This window comes from Flavobacterium sp. Leaf82 (genome assembly GCF_001422725.1).
In the GTDB taxonomy this organism is placed as follows: domain Bacteria; phylum Bacteroidota; class Bacteroidia; order Flavobacteriales; family Flavobacteriaceae; genus Flavobacterium.
The window spans coordinates 714,302-737,936 of the sequence record NZ_LMMA01000032.1; the positions used below are offsets into that span (position 1 = coordinate 714,302).

A 23,635-nucleotide genomic window follows, 5' to 3' on the forward strand; every position below is an offset into this window, starting at 1 on the left:
AAAGCATACTGATTAATAATTAATAGTAATAGGCATTGATTTGTAAACGCTCATATTATAAGTCGTGTTTTTATAGAGAATCACCCAATTGTATTGTCCGGATTGCCACGATTTGTCTGCAGTTGTTGGATTTCCTTCCGCATCTTTGTCTGCGCCAACAACGATACTTTCGCCTCCCCAAACATCATTGATCTTTTGTAACGTAGCAATTTTAGAAGCTGGTGCAAGTCCTTTGTGTTCTACTTTTGTGATCACGATAACTTTCTTTAAATCAAGATTATCGATGCTTTCCGGATGATAATTAAGACTCTTTTTTATTAAAACAGAATACAGGATTCCGTCACCCATAATCTGGCTTACTTGGGCATGTGCCGTAATATTATCATTCTTTTTGAAGATTAATTCCGGTTCTGTCCAGGTTTCCATATAATAAATCAGATCGTCATTTCGCGATAGCATATCGCGCCCAATTAGCGGGTCAGCAGGCATATTTGCAGGATCTGTAATGGTAAGTTCTTCCTTGATTTCGAGTTGCAATCCGTTTTCATCCAGCACGATAAACGAGAAATCGTATTTACCTTCAGGAGCATCGGCAGGAATATTAAAATGTTTATGGACATTGGTATTTTTTGCGCCTTTATATTCAATCCACGACAATTCAAACTTCCAGTCTTTGGTATAGGTTTCTCCTTTTTTAGGCAGTATTTTTAGTTGTACATCGGCGATTTTATCTCCTGCAATTACATCGGCATTAAAATGAAAATCGCGACCAATTAAGGCTCGTTTGTTATTGGCGGTTCCAATTTCCACATTAGTGGCGGTTGGTTTCAAAACTTCGTTGTTGTCATCGTTATCACAAGCTGTAAATGCAGCAGCGACAACAAAAAACAGCAGAAATAATTTTGCTCTTTTCATAAGGGTTTGGGGTTTGTTAATTGAATTCATATTAAATTGATTTATGTATTAAAAAGGGAATTTTTACAGATACAATAATGTTTCGGCTTGCTTCAGGAAGTTCGATCAATCTGTAAAAACTGGTATGATTGAGGTATTTTGTATTAAACAAATTCTGAACCTGCATACTTATAATAAAATCCTGTTTTCCGGCTTTTAATTTTGTTCCCATAGCAATGTTGAACACATTACTGCTGGCAGTTTTCTTTTCTGGCGGAACGATTTGATTTTGTTGCGCCGTATAGCGATAATCGAGCGAAAAATAAGTGTCTTTTAAATGTTTTATTTCCGGATTATAGGTTAAACCAAATAAAACCGAAGCTGGCGGAGAAAAGGGAAGTGTATAACCCTTTTTGCTTCCTGATAATTGTTCAGAATAAAGATATTCAGCCAGAATTTCACCGCTTAAATTCTTCAGAAACTGATAACGCGTTTGCAATTCACCGCCATAACGCATGACTTTACTTTGCTCGTATTCAAATACCTGATTGCCTGCTCCATAATAAATATCATGTTGCGAAGTAGGATTGAGGTAAATGTAATTGGGGAAATAATTAAAAAACGGACTCAGTTGCACAGACCATTTATTTTGCTGCCAATCGATACCCAGATCTAATTGATACGAACGTTCTGCCGATAAATTTGGATCTCCTTTTTCGAACCTGAAATAATGGTAATTCACACCATTTGAAGCCAGTTCTTTGGCAATTGGCATTCTAAAACTCGTTCCCATATTGGCTTTAAGCGACCATTGTCCCGGAGTATAATTTACGCCCGCTGACCAGTTGAAACTATCAAATGTTCTGGTAAGTTCTTCAGATCGTTTTAAATATTGCTGCGTAGTTTGTCCGTTTTCTGTGATTTCGCTTTGAAACCAATCTGTATATTCTTTCATTTCGATTCGACCATGATCCAACCGAATTGCGCCATGAATTAACCATAAATCATTGAGCTGAAATTTATCATACATAAATAATCCGGCGTTTGATTGTTTAAAAGCAGGAATCAAAAAACTCCATCCGTTAATTGCATTTTGCTGTTGTTCGCCATTTAAACCTGCTGTAAATTGATGCTGACCTATCGAAAATTCATCTTTTATCGCAACAGACAAAACTTCTTTATCATACTGTCTTTCCAAGTCTTTTGGTGCATACATATCATCCGGATAAATAGGCGGCATATAACCATGATTGACATAATGGCTCCATTCGCGACGAAAGTTTTTCTGAAAACCCAATTGTGTTTCCAGTGTATGATTTCCTAAAGAAAATGAGGTTGTATTGCTAATTTTAGTATGCGTAACTTCCTGAAAAGGCATGAGAATATCACGGCTCGATTTATCATGAAGTTCCATATCAACGTTTCGGGGTTCGAGCCCGTGGGCGTTGGCAAAAAAGCCGCTTTTGGTATAAACAGAACTTGCATAAAAAACCGATTTAAACCGAGCCGTAACATAACCCAAACTTCCGTGCAAATCCAGTTCTCGCCCGGCTGTATTACGCAAATGATTTTTGTAAAGCGGAACGGTGTAGTTGTAAACCTGTACTATATCAGTAGGAACACGGTAATCGCCATATTCCATAGCGGTAATTCTGGTATCGAAAAACCATTTTTTATTTCGACCAAATAAATTAAATGATCCTCCAAATTGTTCGTTGTTGCTTTTTCCTGTAAAATCAAGGCTTCCGCCTAAAACATTTTGGGAAGGAAAAGGGACAGGTTTTATATTAATTGCGCCACCAATAGCATCAGATCCGTACATAAACGAAGACGGTCCTTTTATAATTTCCACCCTGTTTACTGCATATTGATCGATTTCCAGACCATGATCTGCGCCCCATTGCTGTCCTTCGTGTTTGATACCATTTTCGACAACAATAACCTGATTAAAACTGAGTCCGCGAATTAAGGGTTTTGAACCTCCGGAACCTATAGAAATAGTTTTAACTCCCGGAAGTCTTTGCAACGATTGCATAAGGCTTCCGCCGAGATTCCGCTGAATAAAACTACTGTTAACGGTTTCGATATTAAGGGATTCTTCTTTTTTACGGCGTTTTTCATAGTCCTCTTTAATCACTACTTCCTGCAATTCTTTTACTTCAGATTGTGCAGAAACTTTTGTAATTATGGCCAAACAAGATAGCAACAGATAAAAAATCCGTAATCGATTCGATTTGTTTTTGTTCATCAAAACCAACTATAAAATTTTAATACTTAAACCTTTAATTGTCTGCCAGCCTTCTTTATCGGTTAAGCGAATCATGAAATGATAATCGCCCGGATCAATATCTGCTGGAATGGTAATTTCCTGAACCGCTTCGTAACTTTTTTGATCGTTTGCAATCGTAACCGAATTAATGTACAACAACGGATTCACTGGTTTTTTGATAGGATCTGCCACACAATTATTCACTTCGGTGCTGTGTGTATGATGATCAAAATTGTGGTGAATGTCCAGACTGTAAGATCCTAAAGCTGTATTATCTGTGAATTTTGCCCGGAATGTAATTTTTTGTCCGCGTTTGATTTCACTGCATTGTATAGGAAATGCATTTGCAGCCGAAACATCTATTACCGGATATTCCGTATCGATTTCGTTATTGTCACTGCTGCAAGATGCAAGCGCAATGAAGCATATAAAAACAGCGACGAGAAAGTTGGTTCTTTTCATTTTGTTGATTTAAAGGTTCGTATGTATAAAATTTGAGTTACGGAACGGGAATCTTCTTTACAGGAAAAAGAAAAAGAATGTTGACTTTACGCCATAGCAACAGGGCGTAAAAGGGATTTCTTTTATCGATTTTAAATAGTAAATAAGAAAGTGGTAAAAAAGTAAAAAGTAAAATGCAAAACGATTAGAAACAGCGTTTAGCAAGGTCCAATTTGTTGATATTGAATTTAATAGCGATAGAAAGTAATGTGTAATACTAAAGTTTTTGATCTGATTTTGAGCACAATAGTTTTATTCCGAAAAGGGAAAAACTTTACAGTATCAGAAAAAGAAAAAGCTGTTTTCAGGCTATAATTGCGAGAAAACTAAATAGTATGGATTTTGAAAAAGCGAATTGCTTTTTCTACAGTATTGAATCTAAAACATATAAATGCACATCAAGCCAAAATTGAATTGATTTACTTTTATGGTTTTAGAAAATAGGAGGTGCTCGAAGGGAAAATAAAGAACCTTTAAAAAACTCAGAAAGTGATTTTGAGTAAAAATTTACAGTATGAATTAGTGTACTGTTTTTATAGGATTGAAAAGTTTCGAAAGAAAAAGTTCCAACCGGACTAAATTTAAAATGACAAATCGCACATTCTTCATTTGAATGATCGAGTACTTTAAATTCACTTTTATCAGAATGATATAACTGCTTTATATTTTTATGCGTTGCAGTATGAATCTGAATATGTTCATAAGAATGCAGCACCGGAAATAGTATAGCAAATACTACTATTAGCGGCATAAAGATATTAAGTAATATAAATTTCTTTTTCATTCAGATGAATTGACATTGATAATGCAATGTTGTTGCAAATATAAAATTCTTATTTATAAATGCAACACTGTTTCATTAAAAATATTTTGAATTTAATAAAGTTAATTCAGGTGAATTAAAGTTGATATGTGCCTAACGGCACGAATTATAAACTCAAACCTTAGATTTTAACCTGCTCAATGTTTCCTGTGAGACATTAATGTACGAAGCCACAATTTTATTCGGCAAACGCTTTACAATAGTTGGATTTATTTTGAGTAACAACTGATATCTTTCCAGCGCATCCATTGTGGTAAACGACATGAGCCTGTTGGTATTATTGACATACGCTCTTTCCAGATAACGGCAATAAAACGGCATCCATTCCGGAATGGTTTGAAGCAAATGATTAAAATCTTCATGACTAATATACAAAAGTTCCGATTTTTCGATCACCTGAATATATTCTGCCGAAGGTTCTTTAGTAATAAAACTGACTAATGCTGTAGCGATTTGGTTTTCGAAAGCGATATATCGGGTTACATCTTTTCCTTCTTCATTGATATAATAAATCCTTAAACAGCCTTTGCCCACAAAATAAGTGTTCTGACTGGTTTGTCCAGCCGAAACCAGCAGTTCGTTTTTATCGTGTTTTAAAGGCTTAAAATAAGATAAAATCGTATTGAGGTTTTCATCAGAAACCTCAATACGATTTTTTATATAATCAGCAAGTTGCTCGTATATCATTTGTTACATATAATCTCTCACAAATTTGCGGTAATAAATAATATCTTCTATAGACAATACTACCAAATCGTGTTGTTCTGCAAAGCTAATGATTTTGTCAAGTTTAGCCATGCTGCCGTCTTCATTCATTAACTCACATAAAACAGCTTCGGGTTTTAAACCTGCTAATTTCATTAAATCAACACTGCCTTCTGTATGTCCGTTGCGTTCCAAAACTCCGTTATTTTTAGACCTTAACGGAAAAATATGTCCCGGTCTTGCCAAATCAGATGCTTTTGCATTTATTGCCGACGCCGATTTTATAGTTGTGATTCGATCTGCTGCCGAAACTCCGGTTGTAACGCCATTTTTTGCTTCGATTGTAATGGTAAAAGGCGTCTGGAAACTGCTTGTATTTTCCTTCACCATATACGGCAGTTCGAGTTGATCTGCTTTTTCGTTTGTCAGACATAAACAAACAATTCCGCTGCATTCGCGGATCATCATGGCCATATCGCGAACACTCATATGTTGTGCTGAAAAAATTAGGTCACCTTCGTTTTCGCGGTTTTCATCATCTGTTAGTAAAATCCCTTTTCCGTTTTGTAAATGTTGTAGTGCATTTTCTACACGTTCTAAGCTGGTTAAACCAAATTTTTCCAGCGGATATGTTAGTGTGTTTATCATTTTATTCTAAATGCTTTTGAAATTAATAAGCAGCAAATCTAAAATTGTTTCACACGCAAAAGTTTGATATAGGTCAATAAAACGAGTTTTTGATTTTTTTTAAAGTCCTTGTTGTTTTACATTTGCCACCGCAATGGTTTGGCTGCATTTTTTCGAATGTAGTCGACGAAGAGGGAATCAGGTGCAAATCCTGAGCAAGCCCGTTACTGTAAGTTCCATGCAACATTTTGGCAGATTCAAATTCTTTTAAAGTATTACAATCTAATCTTTTGCCACTGCATTTTAAAATGTGGGAAGGCTGATCAAAATGGGAATAAGTCAGGAGACCTGCCAATGCAAATAATTTCAAACTTTCGTGGACCAGAGTTTTGAAACCAATACAGTTATCAAATTAACATTTGATTTTAATTTTCCGTCAATCGCTATTTAATAAATAGGGTATTTTGTTGTGCGCTTATGTAAGCATTATTTTTTGCTGCATTCGTGTATCATGCCTTATTTATAGAAAGCTTTTTTATGGAGTTATTAAAGAGTCAGATTTTTTAATACCGGCATTTATGCATCAGATTAAAAATGATTGTGATTTGATTAGCTGCATTATGCCTTTGGAACAAAAAAATAATCAAAACTAATTAACCCTTAAAAATTCTAAAATGAAGAAAATTTTACTTGTATTGTCGGTTGTCCTGCTTTTGTCAGCCTGTTATAAAGATGATATTAATGACCTGAAAAATGATGTCAACGACTTGAAAAACAGAATGGCACAATACGAAAACCTGCTTGATGTACTTAATAAACGCCTTTATGTAACTAGTTATGAAACAAAAGACGGCAGTTATGTTATTACAATGAGCGACGGCACTAAACTTTCTGTTCGTAATACTTCGTCATTTATAAAAATTGGAGAAAATGGCAATTGGTGGATAGATGGTATTGATACCGGAAATCCTGCAAAAGGAGACAAGGGAGCAAATGGCGAAAATGGAAGCAACGGTCAAAACGGTTCGAATGGAACTGATGGCGCAAACGGAGCAGACGGCGCAAAAGGTGATGCTCCAAAAATTGCTATTGGAAGCAACGGAAACTGGATTATAAACGATGTAGACAGCGGAATATCTGCCTCTGGACAAAAAGGAAAAGATGCCGCAGAAATTACGGCTGTAGCAATTGCAAACGGTATTATGACTTTTACTTTTGCTGACGGACGTACGATTAGTATTCTGGCAAGCGCGCCCGAAATCGCAATTGCAGTTCCAACAGGCGGTTTTACGATAGATAAAATGCAATGGTTCAGAGTTCAGCCTCAATTAACAAATGCTGGGGGAGCGACTTATAAATGGTTCATAAACAAAGAAGAAGCGGGTACAACGACTGATTTATTTTCGGTATTTGCAACGCCGGGAACTTATAATGTTGAGTTTAAAGCAAAAAACGGAGTAGGCGAAAACAGCAAGACTTTTACTGTTGTTGTAACAGATAAAACCTACCTGAACCGCATCACGCAAGTATTTGAGTTTCTTCCTGCACCGGGACAATTTACAAATTCACTTCCGGCTGCAACAGCTGCAGATACTGACGAAACGATGCGTGTAAAAGCCGAAACAGCTTTAACATCAGGAAGTATGGTAAGTCTTGGAGGATTTGGAGGTTACGTACAATTTGGTTTTGACCATACGATTATCAACAAAGACGGGAACGATTTTGTAGTTCTAGGAAACGCTTTTACAGATTGGTCAGAGCCTGGAATTGTAATGGTTTCGTATGATGCAAACGGTAACGGAAAAGCAGATGATGAATGGTTTGAAATTGCGGGTTCTGAACATGGAAAAGCAACGACGATCAAAAATTATGAAATGACGTATTACAAACCAGATGCAGAACCTGCGAACCCAAACGAACCTAATTATATTCGATGGACAGATAATCAGGGACAAAGCGGTTATATTGCTAAAAATACGTATCATAAACAAACCTATTACCCAATGTGGAAAGGGGCAAGTTCGATTACTTTTAAGGGAACTTTCCTGAAATCGAATATCTATGATAAATCAGGAACAGGAAGCAATTGGGCAAATCCTCCATATGATTGGGGATATACAGACAACTGGGCAAATGCTGATGTAAGAGGGCAAATTGACCTTAACTGGGCTGTAAATGCAAAAGGGGAATCTGTGAAACTAAAAGGAATTAATTTTATAAAAGTATACAATTCTAACCGTGCAGATGGTGGCTGGCTGGGAGAAGTTTCTACAGAAGTTTCCGGATTTAAAGATTTGAATTTACCGTAATTTAAGTTTTATCTCCAATAGAATAACAAAAACCAAAATCCTCTAAATTATCATATTTAGAGGATTTTTTTTATTTTTAAACTAATTCAAGCAATGTTTGGGTATTCATAACTTCTGCAAATTCACGATGTAAACTTGCAAGCGATACTTGATGCACCAACTCCGAATCATATTTTTCGCCGTTGATACCAATTCGGTCAAAGGTTGCGGTTGCATCAGCAATTAAATAAACGTCAAACCCTAAATTTCCCGCCATTCTGGTCGTCGTAGAAACGCAATGATTGGTGGTAAGACCCACAATAACCAGTTTCTGAATTCCCATTGCGTCTAATTGCTCTTTTAAATCTGTTCCTATAAATGCGCTGTTGACATTTTTTGTAATTACAGGTTCGCCAGGAATAGGTTTTACTTCGTCTTTTATTTCGAATCCCGGATTTGAATTGTGCAATCTCGAATCCGGATGTACAGAACTGTGAACGATATGAAAAACAGGCAGTTTATAATTTCGCCATTCTTCGAGAATCTGGGACATTTTCGTTTCGGCATCTTTATTATTTCGATTTCCGCCCCAATAATCCTCTTCATTAAAACCTTTTTGAACATCAATTAAAATCAAGGCAGTATTTTGGTCTCTAAGCTTCATCTTTTTATAAATTAGATTGTTAGACGCAAATTTACTTTTGTATTCTCAATCAAAAAAGGACAAACAATAGTCGTTTTAAGACAATCTGTTTTTTATCGTTGTAGGCAAAGCATCCAGATGGGTTTCGAGAACAATACGCAATTGTTTAGAGGTTTTATAACCGCATAAATGTGCAATATGTTCTATTTTATAATCTGTATTAGTGAGCAGACTTTTGGCTTTTTCGATTCTTAGTTTTGTTCGGTATTCGGCGATAGTAATTCCGGTTTGTTTCTTAAAAATGCGGGTCAGGTTTCTGGAACCAATATGTATTAAATCAGCAAGAAAATCAATTGTCGACGTTTTATCGATATTCGAAATAATCCAGTCCTGAACAATATGGATTTTTTCGTCGTGATGGTTTCGGTTTTGCAAATAAACACTTTCCTGTTCGTCATTTCCGTGTCTTCTTTTATAGACCACCAATTCTTTGGCAATTACAGCGGCAGTTTGTTTGCCGTGGCGTTCTTCGATAATATGCAAAGCCAGATCAATTCCGGTTGTGATTCCGGCGCTGGTATAAATATTTCCGGATTGCGAGAACAAAGTATTGTTTTGCGTTTGTGTAAGCGGAAAATCTTTTTGGAGTTTATCAACAAGTTTCCAATGCGTTGTAGATTGTTTGTGATCTAAAAGTCCGGCTTTCGCCAAAAGAAACGCTCCGGAACAAATACTGCAAATCGTGATTTGATTGGCGTTTATTTCCTGAAGCCATTCAAAAAAAGAAGGATCTTCATGATTCAAATCGATTTGGTGCGTACTAAATCCCGAAATAAAAATAATATCCTCTTTCTGCGGTTTTGTTTTAGAAAAGTGAGTAAGCGACGCCAATTCTAATCCCGAAGAACAAATTACAGACGATTGACTGCTGATAAACTGTAGCTTATATTCGAACCCTAAAAGTATCGCTTCCTGAAATACCTGCAAAACGCCACTCAAATCAAGTAAAGTAACTTGCCTGGGAATGTAAAAATAAACCGTAGATATCGCTTTTTCCATTTTAGAGTTTCTAAACGCTTTTAGTAGAAACAAAAATAATGGTTTAATTCTGTTTTTCATGCTTCTTTTAAAACCCGTATAAATACGTATTGTTAGGTTTTTATTTAGTTGTTATACTTGTTTAAAATAAATTTTAGTGGATTATGGATTTCCGTAAAGTAGGGAATTGGTGAATGCTGATATTTGTTTCTTTTAAATGATAAGATGTAACAAATAATAATAAATAAATTATCTAATCTAAATCTAAATCCAAATATTAAAATATTAAAAAGAAATAATTATTTAGAATAATAAAAATGATGAATTACATTGAAAAAATTGAGAGATTAAAAAATCTATTGAATAGTATTTCCACAGATGTTATGATAGATAATGATAAAGAAGAAGAGTATACATCATTAAGAAAAGAATTAGGATCTGTATCAAAATATATGGCAAACAGGCCCAAAGAATTAAAAACTTGTACATCGCTTAAAGAATTTAGGAGAGAAATGCAGGAAAAAGGTGGGTATGCAGAAAGGCGAAAATACATTAATCAAATTTTTTATCCATTAATTAATGAAAATGATTCTTTATTGGACTCTATTCAAGAAATTGAACAAAAAGTTAATTTTGGTCATTTAAATTTACTTCCCCAAGATATACAAGATAAAGGAAGAGAAATGGCAGAAATTTATTTATACTTATATTGTATTGAAAATTCTCTAAGAATTTTTATTGAAGAAATAATGAAATTAGAGGTCTTTTCTATTCCTAAAAAAGTGCAGGAAACTATTAACAAATTAAAAAAAAGTGAAAATGAAAGTAAATATCTCCCTATAAGAGGTGGAAATAATTTGTTTTATTGCGATTTTATTGAGTTAGGTAAAATTATTATATCAAATTGGGCAGTTTTCGGAAAATATTTTCCAAAACAGAATGAACATTGGCTAAATGTAATGATTGAAGAATTATATAAAGTTAGATGCTTAGTTGCTCATAACAGTTATGTTGGTCAAGATGAAAGAGATTCTTTAAAAGTATTTTATAAAATAATAACAACTCAATTAAAACTTTAAACTGATATTTATGAAAGATACCGATATTGTAGATAGATTCAATGAAGTTTGCTTTACCTTATCATCGAATGATATTTTCCAATTTGATAGAATTGATAATGGTCAAATAAATAATGTTTTAACAAAATTAGAAAGACATTGTTTTGTAGTTGAACTTATTGATGATGAAATTGGTCTTGCGACAAGGATGGCTTACATTAATAATGATAAGAAATTAAAAGGTGACATTATTTGTTTGAATTTGGATGATCAAGATTATTTTCAACTTCTTTTTCGTTTTTGTAATATGCTTACTGATAATTACGATGATTTAGATACGATAGATACTTTCAATACATTTCAATCACAATTAAGAACATTTTTAGAAAAAACAGGTTTTTTTACGATAACGTCTATTGAAGTACAAAAATTCGAAGGGAAGGAACTTTTATTTATAGGAAACCCAAAACGAGGTTTTCAAAAATTGGAACTAATTGATAAAGTACAATTTTATAGAGATTTTTTTAATAATAATTATAAAATAGCTCCTCTAGACGGTAATGATTATGTTTATTTAATGATAAATAAAGATACATCATTAATTAAAATAGGCACTAGTAAAAAACCTTTATACAGAGAAAAAACTCTTCATTCACAAGAACCTAAGATACATCTAATTGCTTTATGGTGTTGCAATAAAGAAATTGAAAAAAAATTGCATAAAAAGTATAACGATAGAAGAATTCGGGGTGAATGGTTTAAGTTAACTCTTCAAAATTTAAAAGAAATTGAAGATTATATGAATTTTACAAACTATAATTCATTACCGTGAATATGTTATGAGTATTTAAACAGTTGATAAAAATAAAGCAAAATAAATGAAATTAATAAAATTGTTAGTTTTAATATTTATCTCTAATTCGATAAATGCACAAGAATTAAAATCAAGTTCTCTTTTAATAAAAGAATTGGAAGTTGTAAGTAAAGATCGTGAAATGAATATTTTAATAAGTGAATCAGAAATAGTCTTAAAGAAATATCTTGATAATAATCGAAAAGATTTAATAAGAAAAATTGAAAAGATCGAGGAGAAGTCTTATAATGGAATAAATTGTATTTGGTATTATTGCATTTCTACTGAAAAAGACATTTTTAGAAATGATTATCGAAAAAGTATTTTTATTTATGACAAATTAAATAGAAATCTATTATTTGCGGATTTTGCATCAGAAGTAGATGTATTTTGGACAAAGTTTTTCTTTTAATTTCTACATCCTGATAACCCGCATTTACAATCCATTCCAAAAAACTAAATCAAACAATCCCGCATAAAAAAAGAGACCCACAAGTCTCTTTTTCTTTTATATATGTCTTTACAAAGTATTATTTATTGTTTAATATATTTTGTAAAAATTCAACTTTGTCTTTTTCAGCCTGAACTAAACGTTCATAAAGTTTTTTATTTTCTTCGTAAGATTCAACCAACTTATCTAAAGGATTGAACGTACAATGATTATTGAAGGTTGTAGAAGTATTATCATTAAAGTTATTAAAGCTATTGAAATAATTAATTATGCCTTCATCTGAAAAGCTTTTAATCGCTTCAACACTTACTCCCAAAGCATTTGCTACATCTAAAAGTTTATCATCGTCTATAGTTTCGCTGTTTTCCAGAGCAGATATCGTTTGCTGACTTATCCCTAAAGCCTGTGCCAAAGCTTCTTGTTTCATATCACGAAGTTCACGAATACGGCTAATTTTTCGCCCTATATGATTTTGTTTTGTTAGTGTGCTCATAATTCAAAGATAATATTAAGGGTAATAACAGGCAATATATAAAAAACATATTTTGCCGGGTACGATACAAGCAAAATGATTTGGTATAAACAATTTTCTGCTAAACAAAAGTACGATTTTTGAGACATGAAATGGTTAAAAGCCAAAAAGTTAAAGCTTTTTATCTAATCGGCAACTGTCAAAATGATTTGTTACATCACAATTTGTTACTTCTTTCTGTAAAATCCAAAATGCGATTGTAAGATTTAATACAGTTTTAAAGGTTAAATTATCTATATTATTTTATCTGAAAAATACCGTATTCTGTCGTTCATATAACTTCTTCTGGCCAATTAAAGCATTTTGTTTTTTGAGCTTTACTTAATTCTTATTTGTAAAAATGATATTGATAAATCATCATCATACAGGTAAAAAATTATCAAGATCAAAACCAAAAAAAGATGAATTATTTAGACTACAATATTATCCTGCCGGAACTTGATAAAACAAATGAATTTTTATTTGAAAACATCTCTACAGACTTTTCAAATCCTAAAACGGTGAAAAAAATAAATTATACAAGGAACGTTTCTATTACCAGATTCAAACGCGACGGAAATGATATGCTGCTTCAGTTGTTTATTTCGGATATAAAAATCAAAAGTAATATGTCTACAGGAAACATTTTTTTTCTTGAAGAAGTAGGATCCGTTTTCGACGAAGTAGAGGTAGAAATAAATGATTACGGAAAAATCATCAGCATCTTAAATTTTAAAGAATTACAGGATCGATGGAAAACGATGCATACAAAGTTGGCAATCGATAACGAAGGCCGTACTGTAGAAACATATATGCAAAATATTACAGATTTATTAAAAGAGGAACGACGACTGATTTCCTTTTTTTCGGACCTTAAAATCTACGGATTGTATTTTTCGAGCTTATACAGAAACTCTTATGATATTGAGCAAAAAAGAAAACTAATTGATTGTGGAAAAACATTGATGACAGAACGCTTTTATCCAAAAGACGAAAAATTCATTACGTATGCAATAAAAGGAGCACCGGTACAGAGCAATGAAAATAGCAACTTTATAAAATATCAGGGCATTATAGAATATAGAGAAGATCAAATAAATTTTGCCACAATAGAAATAGAAAAAGAGAAAAACACTCTTGTATATAACCTTTATAAAACATCAGTGTAATGGCAAAACCGGATAATAATTTACGACGAAAGGAAAGAGAGGAAAAGCAGGAAGCTAAAAATGGTTTAAAATTTGTTATTAACGGTGCCAAAATTAAATGCAATTCCTGTACTATTCCTGTGGGAGATTTAAAGGCAAATTATGATACGCCAAGTATACAAGAAAAACGTGTTGTTACAGTTGTCGAGAAAGATATGAGAAGCTTGATATTTAAGGGTAATTGCAAAAAAAGCTTTATGAATTCCAGCCCTTGCGCCTCTGTAATGAAACTGGGAGAATGGAAAAATCCCGGAACCGTTTATTTTCAGGATGAACTGGCAGTACTTTTACGCAGCACTATAAAATGCGAATACGGAGGAGTTGACATCACGATTTGGGATTGCGGACAACGAAATGTAATTACAAATCTGGATACTTTGTGCGCGCCGGTTCCTGAATATACACCGATAGTATATGTAAATGGATATTTTTATAGTAATGATGGAATTTATTTAGGTAAAATAAGTTCAGGTGAAAATGTTTATATTACGGATCAATTATCATTTTTAGAATTGGAAAAAGGAAAGAATGTTGAGAAAGAAAAAGTCATTTATTTCACTGAAAAATATGGATTGAATAATACTCAGCTTTTAGATAGGGCAAATTGGGCCTACGCAGAAGGAAAAGGTTACATACCAGAATATTATGCATATGCAATGAATAATTTCCAGAAAGTAGCCAAAAGTGAAAAAAACATGTATTTCTACGGTATGCAAGATACTGATCCCGTTACACAAAAAGTAAGAAGATTAGATAAAGATAAGTACTTGTCAGGAGGATATGAAAATCAAAGTGGTAAATCATTTTGGGATACAAGAAAAGATTTTTCAAAAATGACTTCTGATATGATTGGAGAAATTGCGGCAGTATTCAAAACACAATTACAGCCTGACAATGATCCAACAAATGGTTCCAACCAATGGCGCGGAGGAAAAGGTTCTGGCGAGATGCAATTAAATCTGCCTATAGGATCAAAGTATTGGCATAGATTTTTTAAATTAAAAAAACAATATACAGGACAAGCTAAAATTATAACATTATGAAAGATTTTAATATAAAGAGAATATATGTATTAGTAAGTCTAGTTTTTATATTTTTTTTTAGCAATTTTACTCAACACAAATATTATCAGGAATTTAGTTTTGATAAGTTAAGAAATGAGAAAATAGTATTTAAAGATATAAGCTTAGGAAATGGATATCAAATTTACGATGATCGAATTTCAGCTATTGTTGAGGCTAAAAATATTGGATCTAAGATTTATTCTATAAAAATAAGTGACACTTTCCCAATATACCATGGTTGTTATGATTCTATTCCAAATAGCTTAGATGTCGGAAATGGAGAATATATTCAATTTTATGATAAAAAAATAAATATCAGTTCACTTTTAAAAATGAATTTAGATAAACTAATAAACTCAAATGAAGTTTATATTGTTTTTACAAGTAGCATTGATTTCTTTAAATTTAATGGACAAGATTTTATTTTATTATCAGCAAAAGATAGAAGATTTTTTAGAAACTTAGAACGAAATTATTGGATTTTATTACAGGTAGAAAATAAAGACATTGTAAATTCTTTTGCTTTTATTGATGGATATACATCGAATAATGATTGTTTTGGAGATTTTAATAATGATGGTTTGTTAGATTATATGAATTGGGATTTCAATAAAAGAAAAATCACTTTACATTCTTTAAGGAATGATAAATTTGAAATTGATAAAGAGCATTATGTGAAGTTAAAGCAATCAAAAGAACAAACAGAGTTGGTAAAAGAAACAGGTATTATAATGCTTTATGATTTATTTGATAGAAAAAACTCAAAATGGTTTTATAAACTTTAATGGAATATTTGATTACTATTATATGAAAACAACAAAAGAATTCAAAAATTTTTGATTAGAAAGTAATCATAAGGAAGACAGATTTATATGTAGGAATATGCTATGAAAGCCCAATTTGGGAACAGCAGTTTAGAGATTATATAAAAGATACGAGACAAGATATATAGTAAACAAATTTTGTATCTTAGTCATAATAACCCAGTTTTGGTTTGATCGGGAACTTTTATCAGATCAAAATAAAAAATAAATAGAGACAAATGCCTTGGAATCCAGAGATTTATAATAAGTTTAAAAATATTCGTTATCAGCCATTTTATGATTTGACCGAATTTATTAAACCCGTAAATGGAATGAAAGCGATTGATTTGGGTTGCGGAACGGGCGAACAAACAGCTATTCTAGCGGATAAATTTAAAGATGCAGATTTTCTGGGCGTCGATTCTTCGATAGAAATGCTCGAACAATCAAAGGCTTTAGAAACGGATAATTTGCATTTTAGAAAAACAACTACAGAAGAAACAATTGCATCTGGCGAAAAATGGGATCTAATTTTTAGTAACGCCGCTTTGCAATGGTCCAACGATCATGAAACATTGTTTACAGAATTGATAAAATTGGTTAATCCAAAAGGGCAATTTGCAGTTCAAATGCCTGTTCAGCCGGAAAATATACTTAATAAAATACTGTCTGATTTGGTTGATGAAGAGCCTTTTAAATCTTATCTAAAAGGTTACAAAAGAGATTCTCCGGTTTTGAGTATTGATAATTATGCACAAATCCTCTTTGATGGCGGACTCGAAGAGCTGCAGATCCTGCAAAAAGTATATCCTATAATCGCGAACGATCACGAAACGCTTTATAATTTTATTTCGGGTTCTGCTTTGATTCCGTATATAGAACGTTTGGAAGGCGAGCAGAAAGCACTTTTTATCCAGATTTATAAAGAGAGAATCGCAGAATATTTTCCAAAGCTTCCGGCAATTTATTCTTTTAAAAGGATTTTGCTTTACGGCAGGAAAGGGTAGTGGTTTGCTTAATCTGTGTGAGTTTTTTAAACACATAGAAACATAGCTTTTAGGATTGTTTAAAAAAGGCGTTTCACTTGTAATAATACCGCATAGTTTGAAATCGTGAATTGATGCGAATTATCTGCTTAATCTGTCAAATCTGCGAGAGAAAAATAATTAAATAAAAACATAGTCTTTCAGCACACACCAATCTTTTATTAAAGTAATAAAATTCTTAAATACTTGTTTGAGTTTGGTTTCAACGTTTCTTTAAATGTAACTTTTCTGCAAAAAAATTACACAAATACAGTTGATATATAAGAAAAAATATTGTTCATTTGCGCTTCAATTTAGAATCAGTTTAAATAAGAATTGCATGACAACAATACTACTATCAAAGATCTCTTTTAGGAGAACTTTTAATTCAATATTTTTTGCATTAAAACAAAAAAGCGCTTTCATCACTATGCTGCTTTCGCTTTTATGCGGAGGATTTCTACAAGCTCAAACCGAACAAACCGGACAAATTTCGGGAAGTATTATTACCAATGACGGAAATGCGGGTCAGGGTGTTATTGTAAAATTAATCGAGATTAATAAAAGCGCTGTAACCAATGTTTCCGGTAATTATGAGTTTAAAAAAGTGCCTTTGGGAACTTATACTCTTGAAGTTACAATGTCAGGATATGCATCCTCTACAGAAACTGCCGTAATTAGTGCGGAAACTTCATCAGTTGTGGTAGATATCAGAGTAAATTCATCTGTTGAAAATCTTGAAGATGTTGTAATTCGAACTGGAGGAAATCGTTTTGCGAAGAAAGAAAGTATCGATGTGGCAAAAATGCCTTTAAAGAATATCGAAAATTCACAGGTTTACATCATTGTAAGCAAGGAATTAATGAAGGAGCAAGTAATCACAGATTATAATAGTGCTTTTAAGAATGTTCCCGGTGCAGGTATTGCTGAGGTGAGAAACCAAGGTCGTACAACTTCTATATCAAGAGGTTTTCCAACGCCACAAGTGGTTAGAAATGGGGTAGGAAGTTTTACGTATACTACAATCGACCCATCAAATCTGGAACGTATCGAGGTAATCAAAGGACCATCTGCAACGCTTTTTGGGAGTACATTATCTTCTTTTGGCGGATTGTTTAACCGTGTGACGAAAAAACCTTTTGATACTTTTAAAGGTGAAATATCCTATTCTGCTGCAAGTTGGGATCTAAACCGATTAACGGCTGATATAAATACGCCAATAAACGCCGATAAAACTGCTTTGTTAAGAATAAATACGGCTTTGCATAGCGAGAGAAGTTTTCAGGATGCGGGATTTAATAGAAACTTTTCTTTTGCTCCAAGTTTTTCGTATGAAATAAACGATCGTTTAACGCTTTTAATCGATGCTGAATTTAGTATTTACAAAGCGACTTCGCCAACCAGACTGGCACCGTTTGTAGTAAAAGGAACAGAAAGCAGTATTGAACAGCTTGAGATTCCGTATAAATTATCATTTGCTAATAATACGATCAATTATACAAGCCAGCAATACAATATTTTTGCTCAGTTAAAATATAAAATGTCAGAGCAATGGACTTCTCAAACTGTTTTATCCAGAACCAGATCATCTTCTGATGGTTATGTTGTGGCTTTGCAAATGATGTCTGCAACAACATTAAGACAACAGGTTACGTATCAGGAATCTCCTTTTTACGGAACGGATATCCAACAAAATTTTATTGGAAATTTTAAAATTGGCAAACTTAAAAATAGGGTAGTTGCCGGTTTGGATTTTTATAGTTTGCGTGCGACACGTAACGATGCAATTGTAAATATGCCTGCACTGAATTATAAAAAACCGGGTGACGCTTATAACAATTTTAATCTGGAAAAAGTGGCGCCAATGTTTGCTAATGCCAAATTCAACAATTTTGTATCGAATGATGAAAACACCTATAGCGCCTATGTTTCTGATGTTTTGAATGTAACAGACAGATTACTGGCAATGGCTGGTCTTCGTGTGGATCGTTACGAAAATAAAGGAACATATTACCCAAGCAAAGATTCTATTGCAGGGAACTACAACCAAACGGCATTATCGCCAAAATTTGGATTGGTATATCAAATTATGAAAGATAAAATCTCTGTTTTTGGTAATTACATGAACGGATTTAGTAATGTTTCCGGTTCTGATTTTAACGGAAACACGTTCAAACCTAATCAGGCGAATCAGTTTGAGGGAGGTTTTAAATTTGATTTAAGCAAAATATCGGCTACGCTTAGTTATTATGATATTAGTGTTACAGACATTACACGTGATGATCCGGATCATGCGAACTTTTCGATTCAGGACGGAACTCAGGTCAGTAAAGGTTTTGAAGCGGAGTTGATCGCCAACCCAATTTCCGGATTAAATATTGTCGCCGGTTATACGTATAATGACAGTAAATACGAGAAAAGTAATGCCAGTGTTCAGGGTTTACGTCCCACAACGGCCGGATCGCCAAGAACGGCAAATTTATGGGCAAGTTACAGGGTTGTAAATGGTGCTGCGCAAGGTTTGGGATTTGGTTTTGGAGGTATTTATGGCAGCGAATATTACCAGACGAATACAACGACTTTCAAATTTTCTATTCCGTCATATACGGTATTAGATGCGTCACTTTTTTACGATCAGCCGAAATACAGAATTGGTCTTAAAGTAGATAATTTAACGAATGAAAAATATTGGTCTTACAGACTTGCGGCTCAAAATCCAACACGTATTACGGCAAACGTAACATTTAAATTCTAAGGTTAATAATTCTAAAATAATAGAAAAAGGGGAATATTTCATTTTTGAAATATTCCCCTTTTTATTTTCTATAAATATGTCGTCTTCTATAAATATGTCGTCCCTCTGGGACTTGAAAATGAATATGATTTTTTATTTTCTATAATATGTCGTCTTCTACAAATATGTCGTCCCTCCGGGACTTGAAAATGCTTATGATTTTTTATTTTCTATAAATATTTCGTTTTCTATAAATATGTCGTCTTCTATAAATATGTCGTCCCTCTGGGACTTGAAAATGATTATGATTTTTTATTTTCTATAAATATTTCGTTTTCTATAAATATGTCGTCTTCTATAAATATGTCATCCCTCCGGGACTTGAAATGATTATGTTTTTTTTATTTTCTATAAATATTTCGCCCCGCTGGGGCTCTTTTTATTTATTCAGCCATGCTTTAAATTCGGCGGCTTTGTTTTTACTGATGATTACATCGATCGCAGATTTTGGTATAACTTCAATTTTCAATTGATTGTTGCCATATTTTAAAATCTTATCTATAGATTTTATGGCGAGAATAAATTGTCTGTTTGCCCTAAAAAAGATCGTGTTGTCTAATTCGCTGTAAATTTCTTCGAGACTACTGTTACTGGTAGAGATTTTTCCGTTTGTATCTTTCACGTAAGTGATCGTATTTTCCATATAGATATAAGCGATTTGTTCTATTTCGAGCGTGACGATTTCGTTTTTCAGATTCGTTAAAATCCGTTTTTTATTTGAAGCAGGAGCAGAGACATCTGTAGTTTTTGACTGCTCATTCGATTCTAGTTTCGATTTGTAACTCGTCAGGTCATAATTGAGTTTCGAAAGGCTTAAAACTTCATTAAAGAGGGTTTCATTTTTCTGCTCCAGTTTTCTTTCGTAACGGCTTCCAAAAATTCGGATCATAAAAAAAGAAAGCAAGACAATCAAAGCTCCGGTACTGATGTAAACGATAATAAAGTAGAATTTTAAATCCTGAACTTGTTTGTTAATGCTTTGAAGATTGGCGTGCGAGGCGATAATCCAATCGGTGTTTTTAACGGGATAGAGGTAAATAATTTCAGAATTGATCTCAGGATTATTAAAATTCCGAACTCCGCCGCCTTCTGTTTTATTTTTTAAATAGCTATAAAAGTCCTCAGAGTTTACTTCGTTATGCGTTTTAGAAATATAAGATTCATTAGGCAATGTCATCGCGCCAATTCTTGCCGGATTAGGGTGACAAATCTCTTTGCCGTTCTGGTCAAACATACAGATAAAACCGGTTTGCATGTCGGTTTTTTCAATGCTTCTCTGTACGTTATTGATAATGACTTGTTTATCTTTGTTTTGTTCTGCCTGATACGAAATCAGATTTGCCATTTCTTTGGCTTCTCTTTTACTGGATTCGATCTGTATTTTCAAAAATTGTTCTGTACTTAAACCTACGAGATAGTTCATGCTAAAATAACCGCAGATGTAAACGACAATGATTAAGGATAAAAAAGTAAAAAGATAAAGTTTGTCTTTTTTCATGGGAAGGTTTTGTATTCAACAGCCAAATTTAATTAATAATAATGGGTTGGATGCAATTATTTTTAAGGTAAAAAAGCAGCAAAAATTTCAAAAGAGAGATTAAAATTTCACGAATTATTATTTTGGGGATAAAGCCAATTCTGTTCCCTTCTTTTTATTCCCTTTTAAGTTCATTTTTTCCCTTTCGCGTAGTTTTCTTTGATTTCAGGCGGTAAACAGTCGTTCATTTGCAGTATCAAATTTCAAAACGAGATCATTTTTATTCTCTCTGATTTTGATTTTTAAAGGTTAAATCAAGTTTCAATTTTAGTGATTACATAAAAACCAACGATATGAAAAAGCAAAAAATATACAAAAGAAAAGTTGTCATGATTCCTTTAGCCATATTGGTTGTGATTTTTGCGGCAATACAATTTATACATCCTGAAATTACAAATCCACCGGTTACTGGAGATTTAAAAGTACCACATGAAGTACAAACTATTTTAAGAAACTCTTGTTACGATTGTCATTCTAATGAAACTAATTTAAGTTGGTATGATAAAGTAGTTCCGGCTTCTTGGTTGGTAGCACAACATATAAAAGACGGCAGAAACGGACTTAATTTTTCTGAATGGGATAAATTATCACCGGCAGATCAAAAAGCAAAACTATGGGAATCTGTCAATCAGGTTTCTCAGGGAGCAATGCCATTAGAGAGTTACACATTTGCACATCCAGAGGCAAAAGTATCTCAAAAAGACCTGAAAGTGCTTCAAAATTATATTTGGAGTTTAAGGGTGAATAATAAACCTCAGGATACTGCAAAAATTAATGCATTACAACAGCAGACAAAAGGTATAAAGAAAGCTCAAAAACTGGCACAAATACCAAAAGCTCCAAACGGAATCGCTTATATAGCCAATTATAAAAACTGGGCGGTGATAAGTACAACGCAACGTCTTGATAATGGTACAATGCGTATAATTTTTGGTAATGATATCGCCGTAAAAGCAATCAGGGAAAAGAAAATTAGTCCGTGGCCGGATGGTACTATTATAGCCAAAGCTGCGTATGATGAAATTGAAGATGAAGACGGCAATATTTCTCAGGGCACTTTTAAACAAGTAGAATTTATGATTAAGGATCATATTAAATACAAGAAAACAAATGGTTGGGGATTTTCGAGATTCAAAACAACAGAATTGATTCCGTATGGTAAAAGTGCTGATTTTGTTATCGAATGTATGAATTGCCATAAACCTATGGAGAAAAACGATTATGTATTCACACTTCCAATACGTCAATAAATATGAAAACGATATTATATTTTACAGCAATTTTTTCTTTATTTTTTCTGTTTTCCTGCTCAGATAAAACGAGTAATAAGGGTTTGAACAACGAAGCTTCACTTCCGGATGCTTTACTGAATAAGGTTTCAGGTCTGCATGTTATAAATTCTTCTATCAATATTAAAAAACAGACAACATCACTATTGTACGGAAATCAAATTGCAATAGAAAGAATCAGAGCTAACAAAAGGGATTTAAAAAAAGGCGAAAAATTAGTACGGATTACTTGGCAGCAACAATCAGATCCTAACTGGATTGGTGCAATTATTCCCGGAAAATTATTAGCTCTGGAGATTTTAGAATGGCTGCCGGAAAATCAAAATTCCAGTTATCAAAAATTTGAAGGAAATAGAATGTCTCTTAAAAATGACACGCTGGGAAATAATCACAGCATTAAAATAATACTTAAACAAAAAATGGCAATCCTGCCATAACTATAAATAAATTAAACACTAAATAATTAAAAAATGAAAACAATTAAAATTTTAGCTTTCGCACTTTTGGTCTCTTTTAGTACAATTAAAATGTATTCGCAAGAAGCATCATCTACTAAACCAACTATTATTTTTGTACACGGAATCTGGGCTGACGGATCCTCTTTTACAAATCAAATTGTCGCTTTGCAGGCAAAAGGATATCCGGTAATTTCAGTTCAAAATCCAATTACTTCATTAGCTGATGATGTTGCTGCTACAAAAAGAGCAATCGCTCAGGCAAAAGGAAATGTAATTTTAGTAGGGCATTCCTGGGGAGGTTTTGTAATTACACAAGCCGGAAATGATCCTAAAGTAAAAGGTTTGGTTTTTGTAGCCGCTTTAGTTCCTGATTTAGGAGAAACACTTCCATCATTATCTGCGCAAGGTCCGGCAGTTACTTTGAGTAATTATCTGGAACCGGTTGATGGTTTTATTTATTTGTCTAAAGAAGGAGTAAAAACCGTTTTTGCACAGGATCTTAAAGAAAAAGACCAAAACCTGATTCATGCAACTCAAACTCCTACAGCACAAGGTGTATTTGCTGATAAAAGTGGAGAACCTGCATGGAAAACAAAACCAAGCTGGTATATTTTAGCAAAAAGCGATAAAGCAATAAGCCCGGAACTAGAAAGATTTATGGCAAAAAGAGCTAATTCTAAAACTACAGAAATCGAAGCAAGCCATGTTGTAATGCTTTCGCACCCAACAGAAGTTTTACGTATTATTGAAGAAGCTGCAGCAAAGAAATAATTTTTTATAAAGGTTAATTTAAAAG

22 protein-coding genes and 1 riboswitch are annotated in these 23,635 nt (G+C 33.2%); of the genes, 12 read left to right on the forward strand and 10 right to left on the reverse strand.

Features of this window, described 5'->3' with window-relative positions:
• Positions 1–12 precede the first annotated feature (12 nt).
• The 6 genes from ASF10_RS17625 to ribB all read right to left on the reverse strand — a co-directional run bounded on the left by ASF10_RS17625 (position 13) and on the right by ribB (position 5,840).
• Positions 13–945, reverse strand: a complete 933-nt coding sequence (locus ASF10_RS17625; protein ID WP_241774979.1) for a DUF4625 domain-containing protein — start codon at positions 943–945, stop codon at positions 13–15.
• 1 nt (position 946) lies between these two features.
• A complete protein-coding gene (locus ASF10_RS17630; RefSeq protein ID WP_056251833.1) occupies positions 947–3,142 on the reverse strand; it encodes a TonB-dependent receptor in 2,196 nt (731 codons plus the stop codon).
• A 9-nt stretch (positions 3,143–3,151) separates the two neighbouring features.
• Positions 3,152–3,625 carry a DUF4625 domain-containing protein gene (locus ASF10_RS17635; protein WP_056251835.1) on the reverse strand — a complete coding sequence of 158 codons (474 nt, stop codon included), beginning with the start codon at positions 3,623–3,625 and terminating at the stop codon, positions 3,152–3,154.
• A gap of 472 nt (positions 3,626–4,097) precedes the next feature.
• Positions 4,098–4,448, reverse strand: a complete 351-nt coding sequence (locus tag ASF10_RS17640) for a hypothetical protein (RefSeq protein WP_056251838.1) — start codon at positions 4,446–4,448, stop codon at positions 4,098–4,100.
• Positions 4,449–4,601: 153 nt separating this feature from the next.
• Positions 4,602–5,174 (reverse strand): Crp/Fnr family transcriptional regulator, encoded by a 573-nt coding sequence (locus ASF10_RS17645; protein WP_198529602.1) that lies wholly within the window; start codon positions 5,172–5,174, stop codon positions 4,602–4,604.
• 3 nt (positions 5,175–5,177) lie between these two features.
• A complete protein-coding gene (ribB, locus tag ASF10_RS17650; RefSeq protein WP_056251843.1) occupies positions 5,178–5,840 on the reverse strand; it encodes a 3,4-dihydroxy-2-butanone-4-phosphate synthase in 663 nt (220 codons plus the stop codon).
• A 117-nt stretch (positions 5,841–5,957) separates the two neighbouring features.
• A riboswitch (cobalamin riboswitch) is annotated at positions 5,958–6,190 on the forward strand.
• A 303-nt stretch (positions 6,191–6,493) separates the two neighbouring features.
• Between ribB and ASF10_RS17660 the strand changes: the two genes are divergently transcribed.
• Positions 6,494–8,128 (forward strand): PKD-like domain-containing protein, encoded by a 1,635-nt coding sequence (locus tag ASF10_RS17660; RefSeq protein ID WP_056251849.1) that lies wholly within the window; start codon positions 6,494–6,496, stop codon positions 8,126–8,128.
• A 76-nt stretch (positions 8,129–8,204) separates the two neighbouring features.
• Here the strand turns inward: ASF10_RS17660 and ASF10_RS17665 are convergent, their stop codons facing one another.
• Both ASF10_RS17665 and ASF10_RS17670 read right to left on the reverse strand, forming a co-directional pair.
• Positions 8,205–8,771 carry a cysteine hydrolase family protein gene (locus ASF10_RS17665; protein ID WP_056251852.1) on the reverse strand — a complete coding sequence of 189 codons (567 nt, stop codon included), beginning with the start codon at positions 8,769–8,771 and terminating at the stop codon, positions 8,205–8,207.
• 75 nt (positions 8,772–8,846) lie between these two features.
• Positions 8,847–9,869 carry a GlxA family transcriptional regulator gene (locus ASF10_RS17670; protein ID WP_082472460.1) on the reverse strand — a complete coding sequence of 341 codons (1,023 nt, stop codon included), beginning with the start codon at positions 9,867–9,869 and terminating at the stop codon, positions 8,847–8,849.
• 236 nt (positions 9,870–10,105) lie between these two features.
• On the opposite strand from ASF10_RS17670, the gene ASF10_RS17675 reads away from it, so the two are divergent.
• The 3 genes from ASF10_RS17675 to ASF10_RS17685 are packed head-to-tail and all read left to right on the forward strand — an operon-like array spanning position 10,106 to position 12,111.
• On the forward strand, positions 10,106–10,867 hold the full coding sequence (locus tag ASF10_RS17675; protein ID WP_131726554.1) for a Swt1 family HEPN domain-containing protein: 762 nt from the start codon (positions 10,106–10,108) through the stop codon (positions 10,865–10,867).
• Between the two features lie 10 nt (positions 10,868–10,877).
• Positions 10,878–11,678 (forward strand): GIY-YIG nuclease family protein, encoded by an 801-nt coding sequence (locus ASF10_RS17680; RefSeq protein ID WP_056251862.1) that lies wholly within the window; start codon positions 10,878–10,880, stop codon positions 11,676–11,678.
• A gap of 46 nt (positions 11,679–11,724) precedes the next feature.
• Entirely contained in the window at positions 11,725–12,111 is a 387-nt protein-coding gene (locus ASF10_RS17685) for a hypothetical protein (protein WP_056251865.1), read from the forward strand.
• A 118-nt stretch (positions 12,112–12,229) separates the two neighbouring features.
• Here ASF10_RS17685 and ASF10_RS17690 read toward each other — a convergent pair whose 3' ends face one another.
• The gene (locus tag ASF10_RS17690; RefSeq protein WP_056251867.1) at positions 12,230–12,643 is read right to left on the reverse strand and encodes a helix-turn-helix domain-containing protein; all 414 of its coding nucleotides are present in this window, start codon (positions 12,641–12,643) and stop codon (positions 12,230–12,232) included.
• Between the two features lie 440 nt (positions 12,644–13,083).
• Here ASF10_RS17690 and ASF10_RS17695 point away from each other — a divergent pair, with 440 nt between their 5' ends.
• The 5 genes from ASF10_RS17695 (at position 13,084) to ASF10_RS17715 (ending at position 19,516) form a co-directional block, all read left to right on the forward strand.
• Positions 13,084–13,830, forward strand: coding sequence for a hypothetical protein (locus tag ASF10_RS17695; protein WP_056251871.1), 747 nt, complete (start codon positions 13,084–13,086; stop codon positions 13,828–13,830).
• The gene (locus ASF10_RS17700) at positions 13,830–14,912 is read left to right on the forward strand and encodes a PAAR-like protein (RefSeq protein ID WP_056251876.1); all 1,083 of its coding nucleotides are present in this window, start codon (positions 13,830–13,832) and stop codon (positions 14,910–14,912) included. Before ASF10_RS17695 ends, ASF10_RS17700 begins: the two co-directional genes overlap by 1 nt.
• Entirely contained in the window at positions 14,909–15,718 is an 810-nt protein-coding gene (locus ASF10_RS17705) for a hypothetical protein (RefSeq protein WP_056251879.1), read from the forward strand. The genes ASF10_RS17700 and ASF10_RS17705 overlap by 4 nt, the downstream gene beginning before the upstream one ends.
• A 257-nt stretch (positions 15,719–15,975) precedes the next feature.
• Entirely contained in the window at positions 15,976–16,743 is a 768-nt protein-coding gene (locus ASF10_RS17710; RefSeq protein WP_056251882.1) for a methyltransferase domain-containing protein, read from the forward strand.
• Between the two features lie 358 nt (positions 16,744–17,101).
• Positions 17,102–19,516, forward strand: coding sequence for a TonB-dependent receptor (locus ASF10_RS17715; protein WP_198529603.1), 2,415 nt, complete (start codon positions 17,102–17,104; stop codon positions 19,514–19,516).
• Positions 19,517–19,934: 418 nt separating this feature from the next.
• Here the strand turns inward: ASF10_RS17715 and ASF10_RS17720 are convergent, their stop codons facing one another.
• A complete protein-coding gene (locus tag ASF10_RS17720; protein WP_056251886.1) occupies positions 19,935–21,053 on the reverse strand; it encodes a LytTR family transcriptional regulator in 1,119 nt (372 codons plus the stop codon).
• A 332-nt stretch (positions 21,054–21,385) separates the two neighbouring features.
• On the opposite strand from ASF10_RS17720, the gene ASF10_RS17725 reads away from it, so the two are divergent.
• Genes ASF10_RS17725 through ASF10_RS17735 form a run of 3 tightly spaced genes read left to right on the forward strand, consistent with a single transcriptional unit; the run spans position 21,386 to position 23,610 of the window.
• A complete protein-coding gene (locus ASF10_RS17725) occupies positions 21,386–22,342 on the forward strand; it encodes a heme-binding domain-containing protein (protein ID WP_056251889.1) in 957 nt (318 codons plus the stop codon).
• Between the two features lie 2 nt (positions 22,343–22,344).
• Positions 22,345–22,818, forward strand: coding sequence for a hypothetical protein (locus tag ASF10_RS17730; RefSeq protein ID WP_056251892.1), 474 nt, complete (start codon positions 22,345–22,347; stop codon positions 22,816–22,818).
• 33 nt (positions 22,819–22,851) lie between these two features.
• A complete protein-coding gene (locus ASF10_RS17735) occupies positions 22,852–23,610 on the forward strand; it encodes an alpha/beta fold hydrolase (protein ID WP_082472461.1) in 759 nt (252 codons plus the stop codon).
• Positions 23,611–23,635: the final 25 nt, after the last annotated feature.

Bases quoted from the DNA above. Each gene is read 5' to 3' on its own strand.
- ASF10_RS17625 (WP_241774979.1), bottom strand. From the start codon at position 945: ATGAATTCAATTAACAAACCCCAAACCCTTATGAAAAGAGCAAAATTA.
- ASF10_RS17630 (WP_056251833.1), bottom strand. From the start codon at position 3,142: ATGAACAAAAACAAATCGAATCGATTACGGATTTTTTATCTGTTGCTA.
- ASF10_RS17635 (WP_056251835.1), bottom strand. From the start codon at position 3,625: ATGAAAAGAACCAACTTTCTCGTCGCTGTTTTTATATGCTTCATTGCG.
- ASF10_RS17640 (WP_056251838.1), bottom strand. From the start codon at position 4,448: ATGAAAAAGAAATTTATATTACTTAATATCTTTATGCCGCTAATAGTA.
- ASF10_RS17645 (WP_198529602.1), bottom strand. From the start codon at position 5,174: ATGATATACGAGCAACTTGCTGATTATATAAAAAATCGTATTGAGGTT.
- ribB (WP_056251843.1), bottom strand. From the start codon at position 5,840: ATGATAAACACACTAACATATCCGCTGGAAAAATTTGGTTTAACCAGC.
- ASF10_RS17660 (WP_056251849.1), top strand. From the start codon at position 6,494: ATGAAGAAAATTTTACTTGTATTGTCGGTTGTCCTGCTTTTGTCAGCC.
- ASF10_RS17665 (WP_056251852.1), bottom strand. From the start codon at position 8,771: ATGAAGCTTAGAGACCAAAATACTGCCTTGATTTTAATTGATGTTCAA.
- ASF10_RS17670 (WP_082472460.1), bottom strand. From the start codon at position 9,869: ATGAAAAACAGAATTAAACCATTATTTTTGTTTCTACTAAAAGCGTTT.
- ASF10_RS17675 (WP_131726554.1), top strand. From the start codon at position 10,106: ATGATGAATTACATTGAAAAAATTGAGAGATTAAAAAATCTATTGAAT.
- ASF10_RS17680 (WP_056251862.1), top strand. From the start codon at position 10,878: ATGAAAGATACCGATATTGTAGATAGATTCAATGAAGTTTGCTTTACC.
- ASF10_RS17685 (WP_056251865.1), top strand. From the start codon at position 11,725: ATGAAATTAATAAAATTGTTAGTTTTAATATTTATCTCTAATTCGATA.
- ASF10_RS17690 (WP_056251867.1), bottom strand. From the start codon at position 12,643: ATGAGCACACTAACAAAACAAAATCATATAGGGCGAAAAATTAGCCGT.
- ASF10_RS17695 (WP_056251871.1), top strand. From the start codon at position 13,084: ATGAATTATTTAGACTACAATATTATCCTGCCGGAACTTGATAAAACA.
- ASF10_RS17700 (WP_056251876.1), top strand. From the start codon at position 13,830: ATGGCAAAACCGGATAATAATTTACGACGAAAGGAAAGAGAGGAAAAG.
- ASF10_RS17705 (WP_056251879.1), top strand. From the start codon at position 14,909: ATGAAAGATTTTAATATAAAGAGAATATATGTATTAGTAAGTCTAGTT.
- ASF10_RS17710 (WP_056251882.1), top strand. From the start codon at position 15,976: ATGCCTTGGAATCCAGAGATTTATAATAAGTTTAAAAATATTCGTTAT.
- ASF10_RS17715 (WP_198529603.1), top strand. From the start codon at position 17,102: ATGACAACAATACTACTATCAAAGATCTCTTTTAGGAGAACTTTTAAT.
- ASF10_RS17720 (WP_056251886.1), bottom strand. From the start codon at position 21,053: ATGAAAAAAGACAAACTTTATCTTTTTACTTTTTTATCCTTAATCATT.
- ASF10_RS17725 (WP_056251889.1), top strand. From the start codon at position 21,386: ATGAAAAAGCAAAAAATATACAAAAGAAAAGTTGTCATGATTCCTTTA.
- ASF10_RS17730 (WP_056251892.1), top strand. From the start codon at position 22,345: ATGAAAACGATATTATATTTTACAGCAATTTTTTCTTTATTTTTTCTG.
- ASF10_RS17735 (WP_082472461.1), top strand. From the start codon at position 22,852: ATGAAAACAATTAAAATTTTAGCTTTCGCACTTTTGGTCTCTTTTAGT.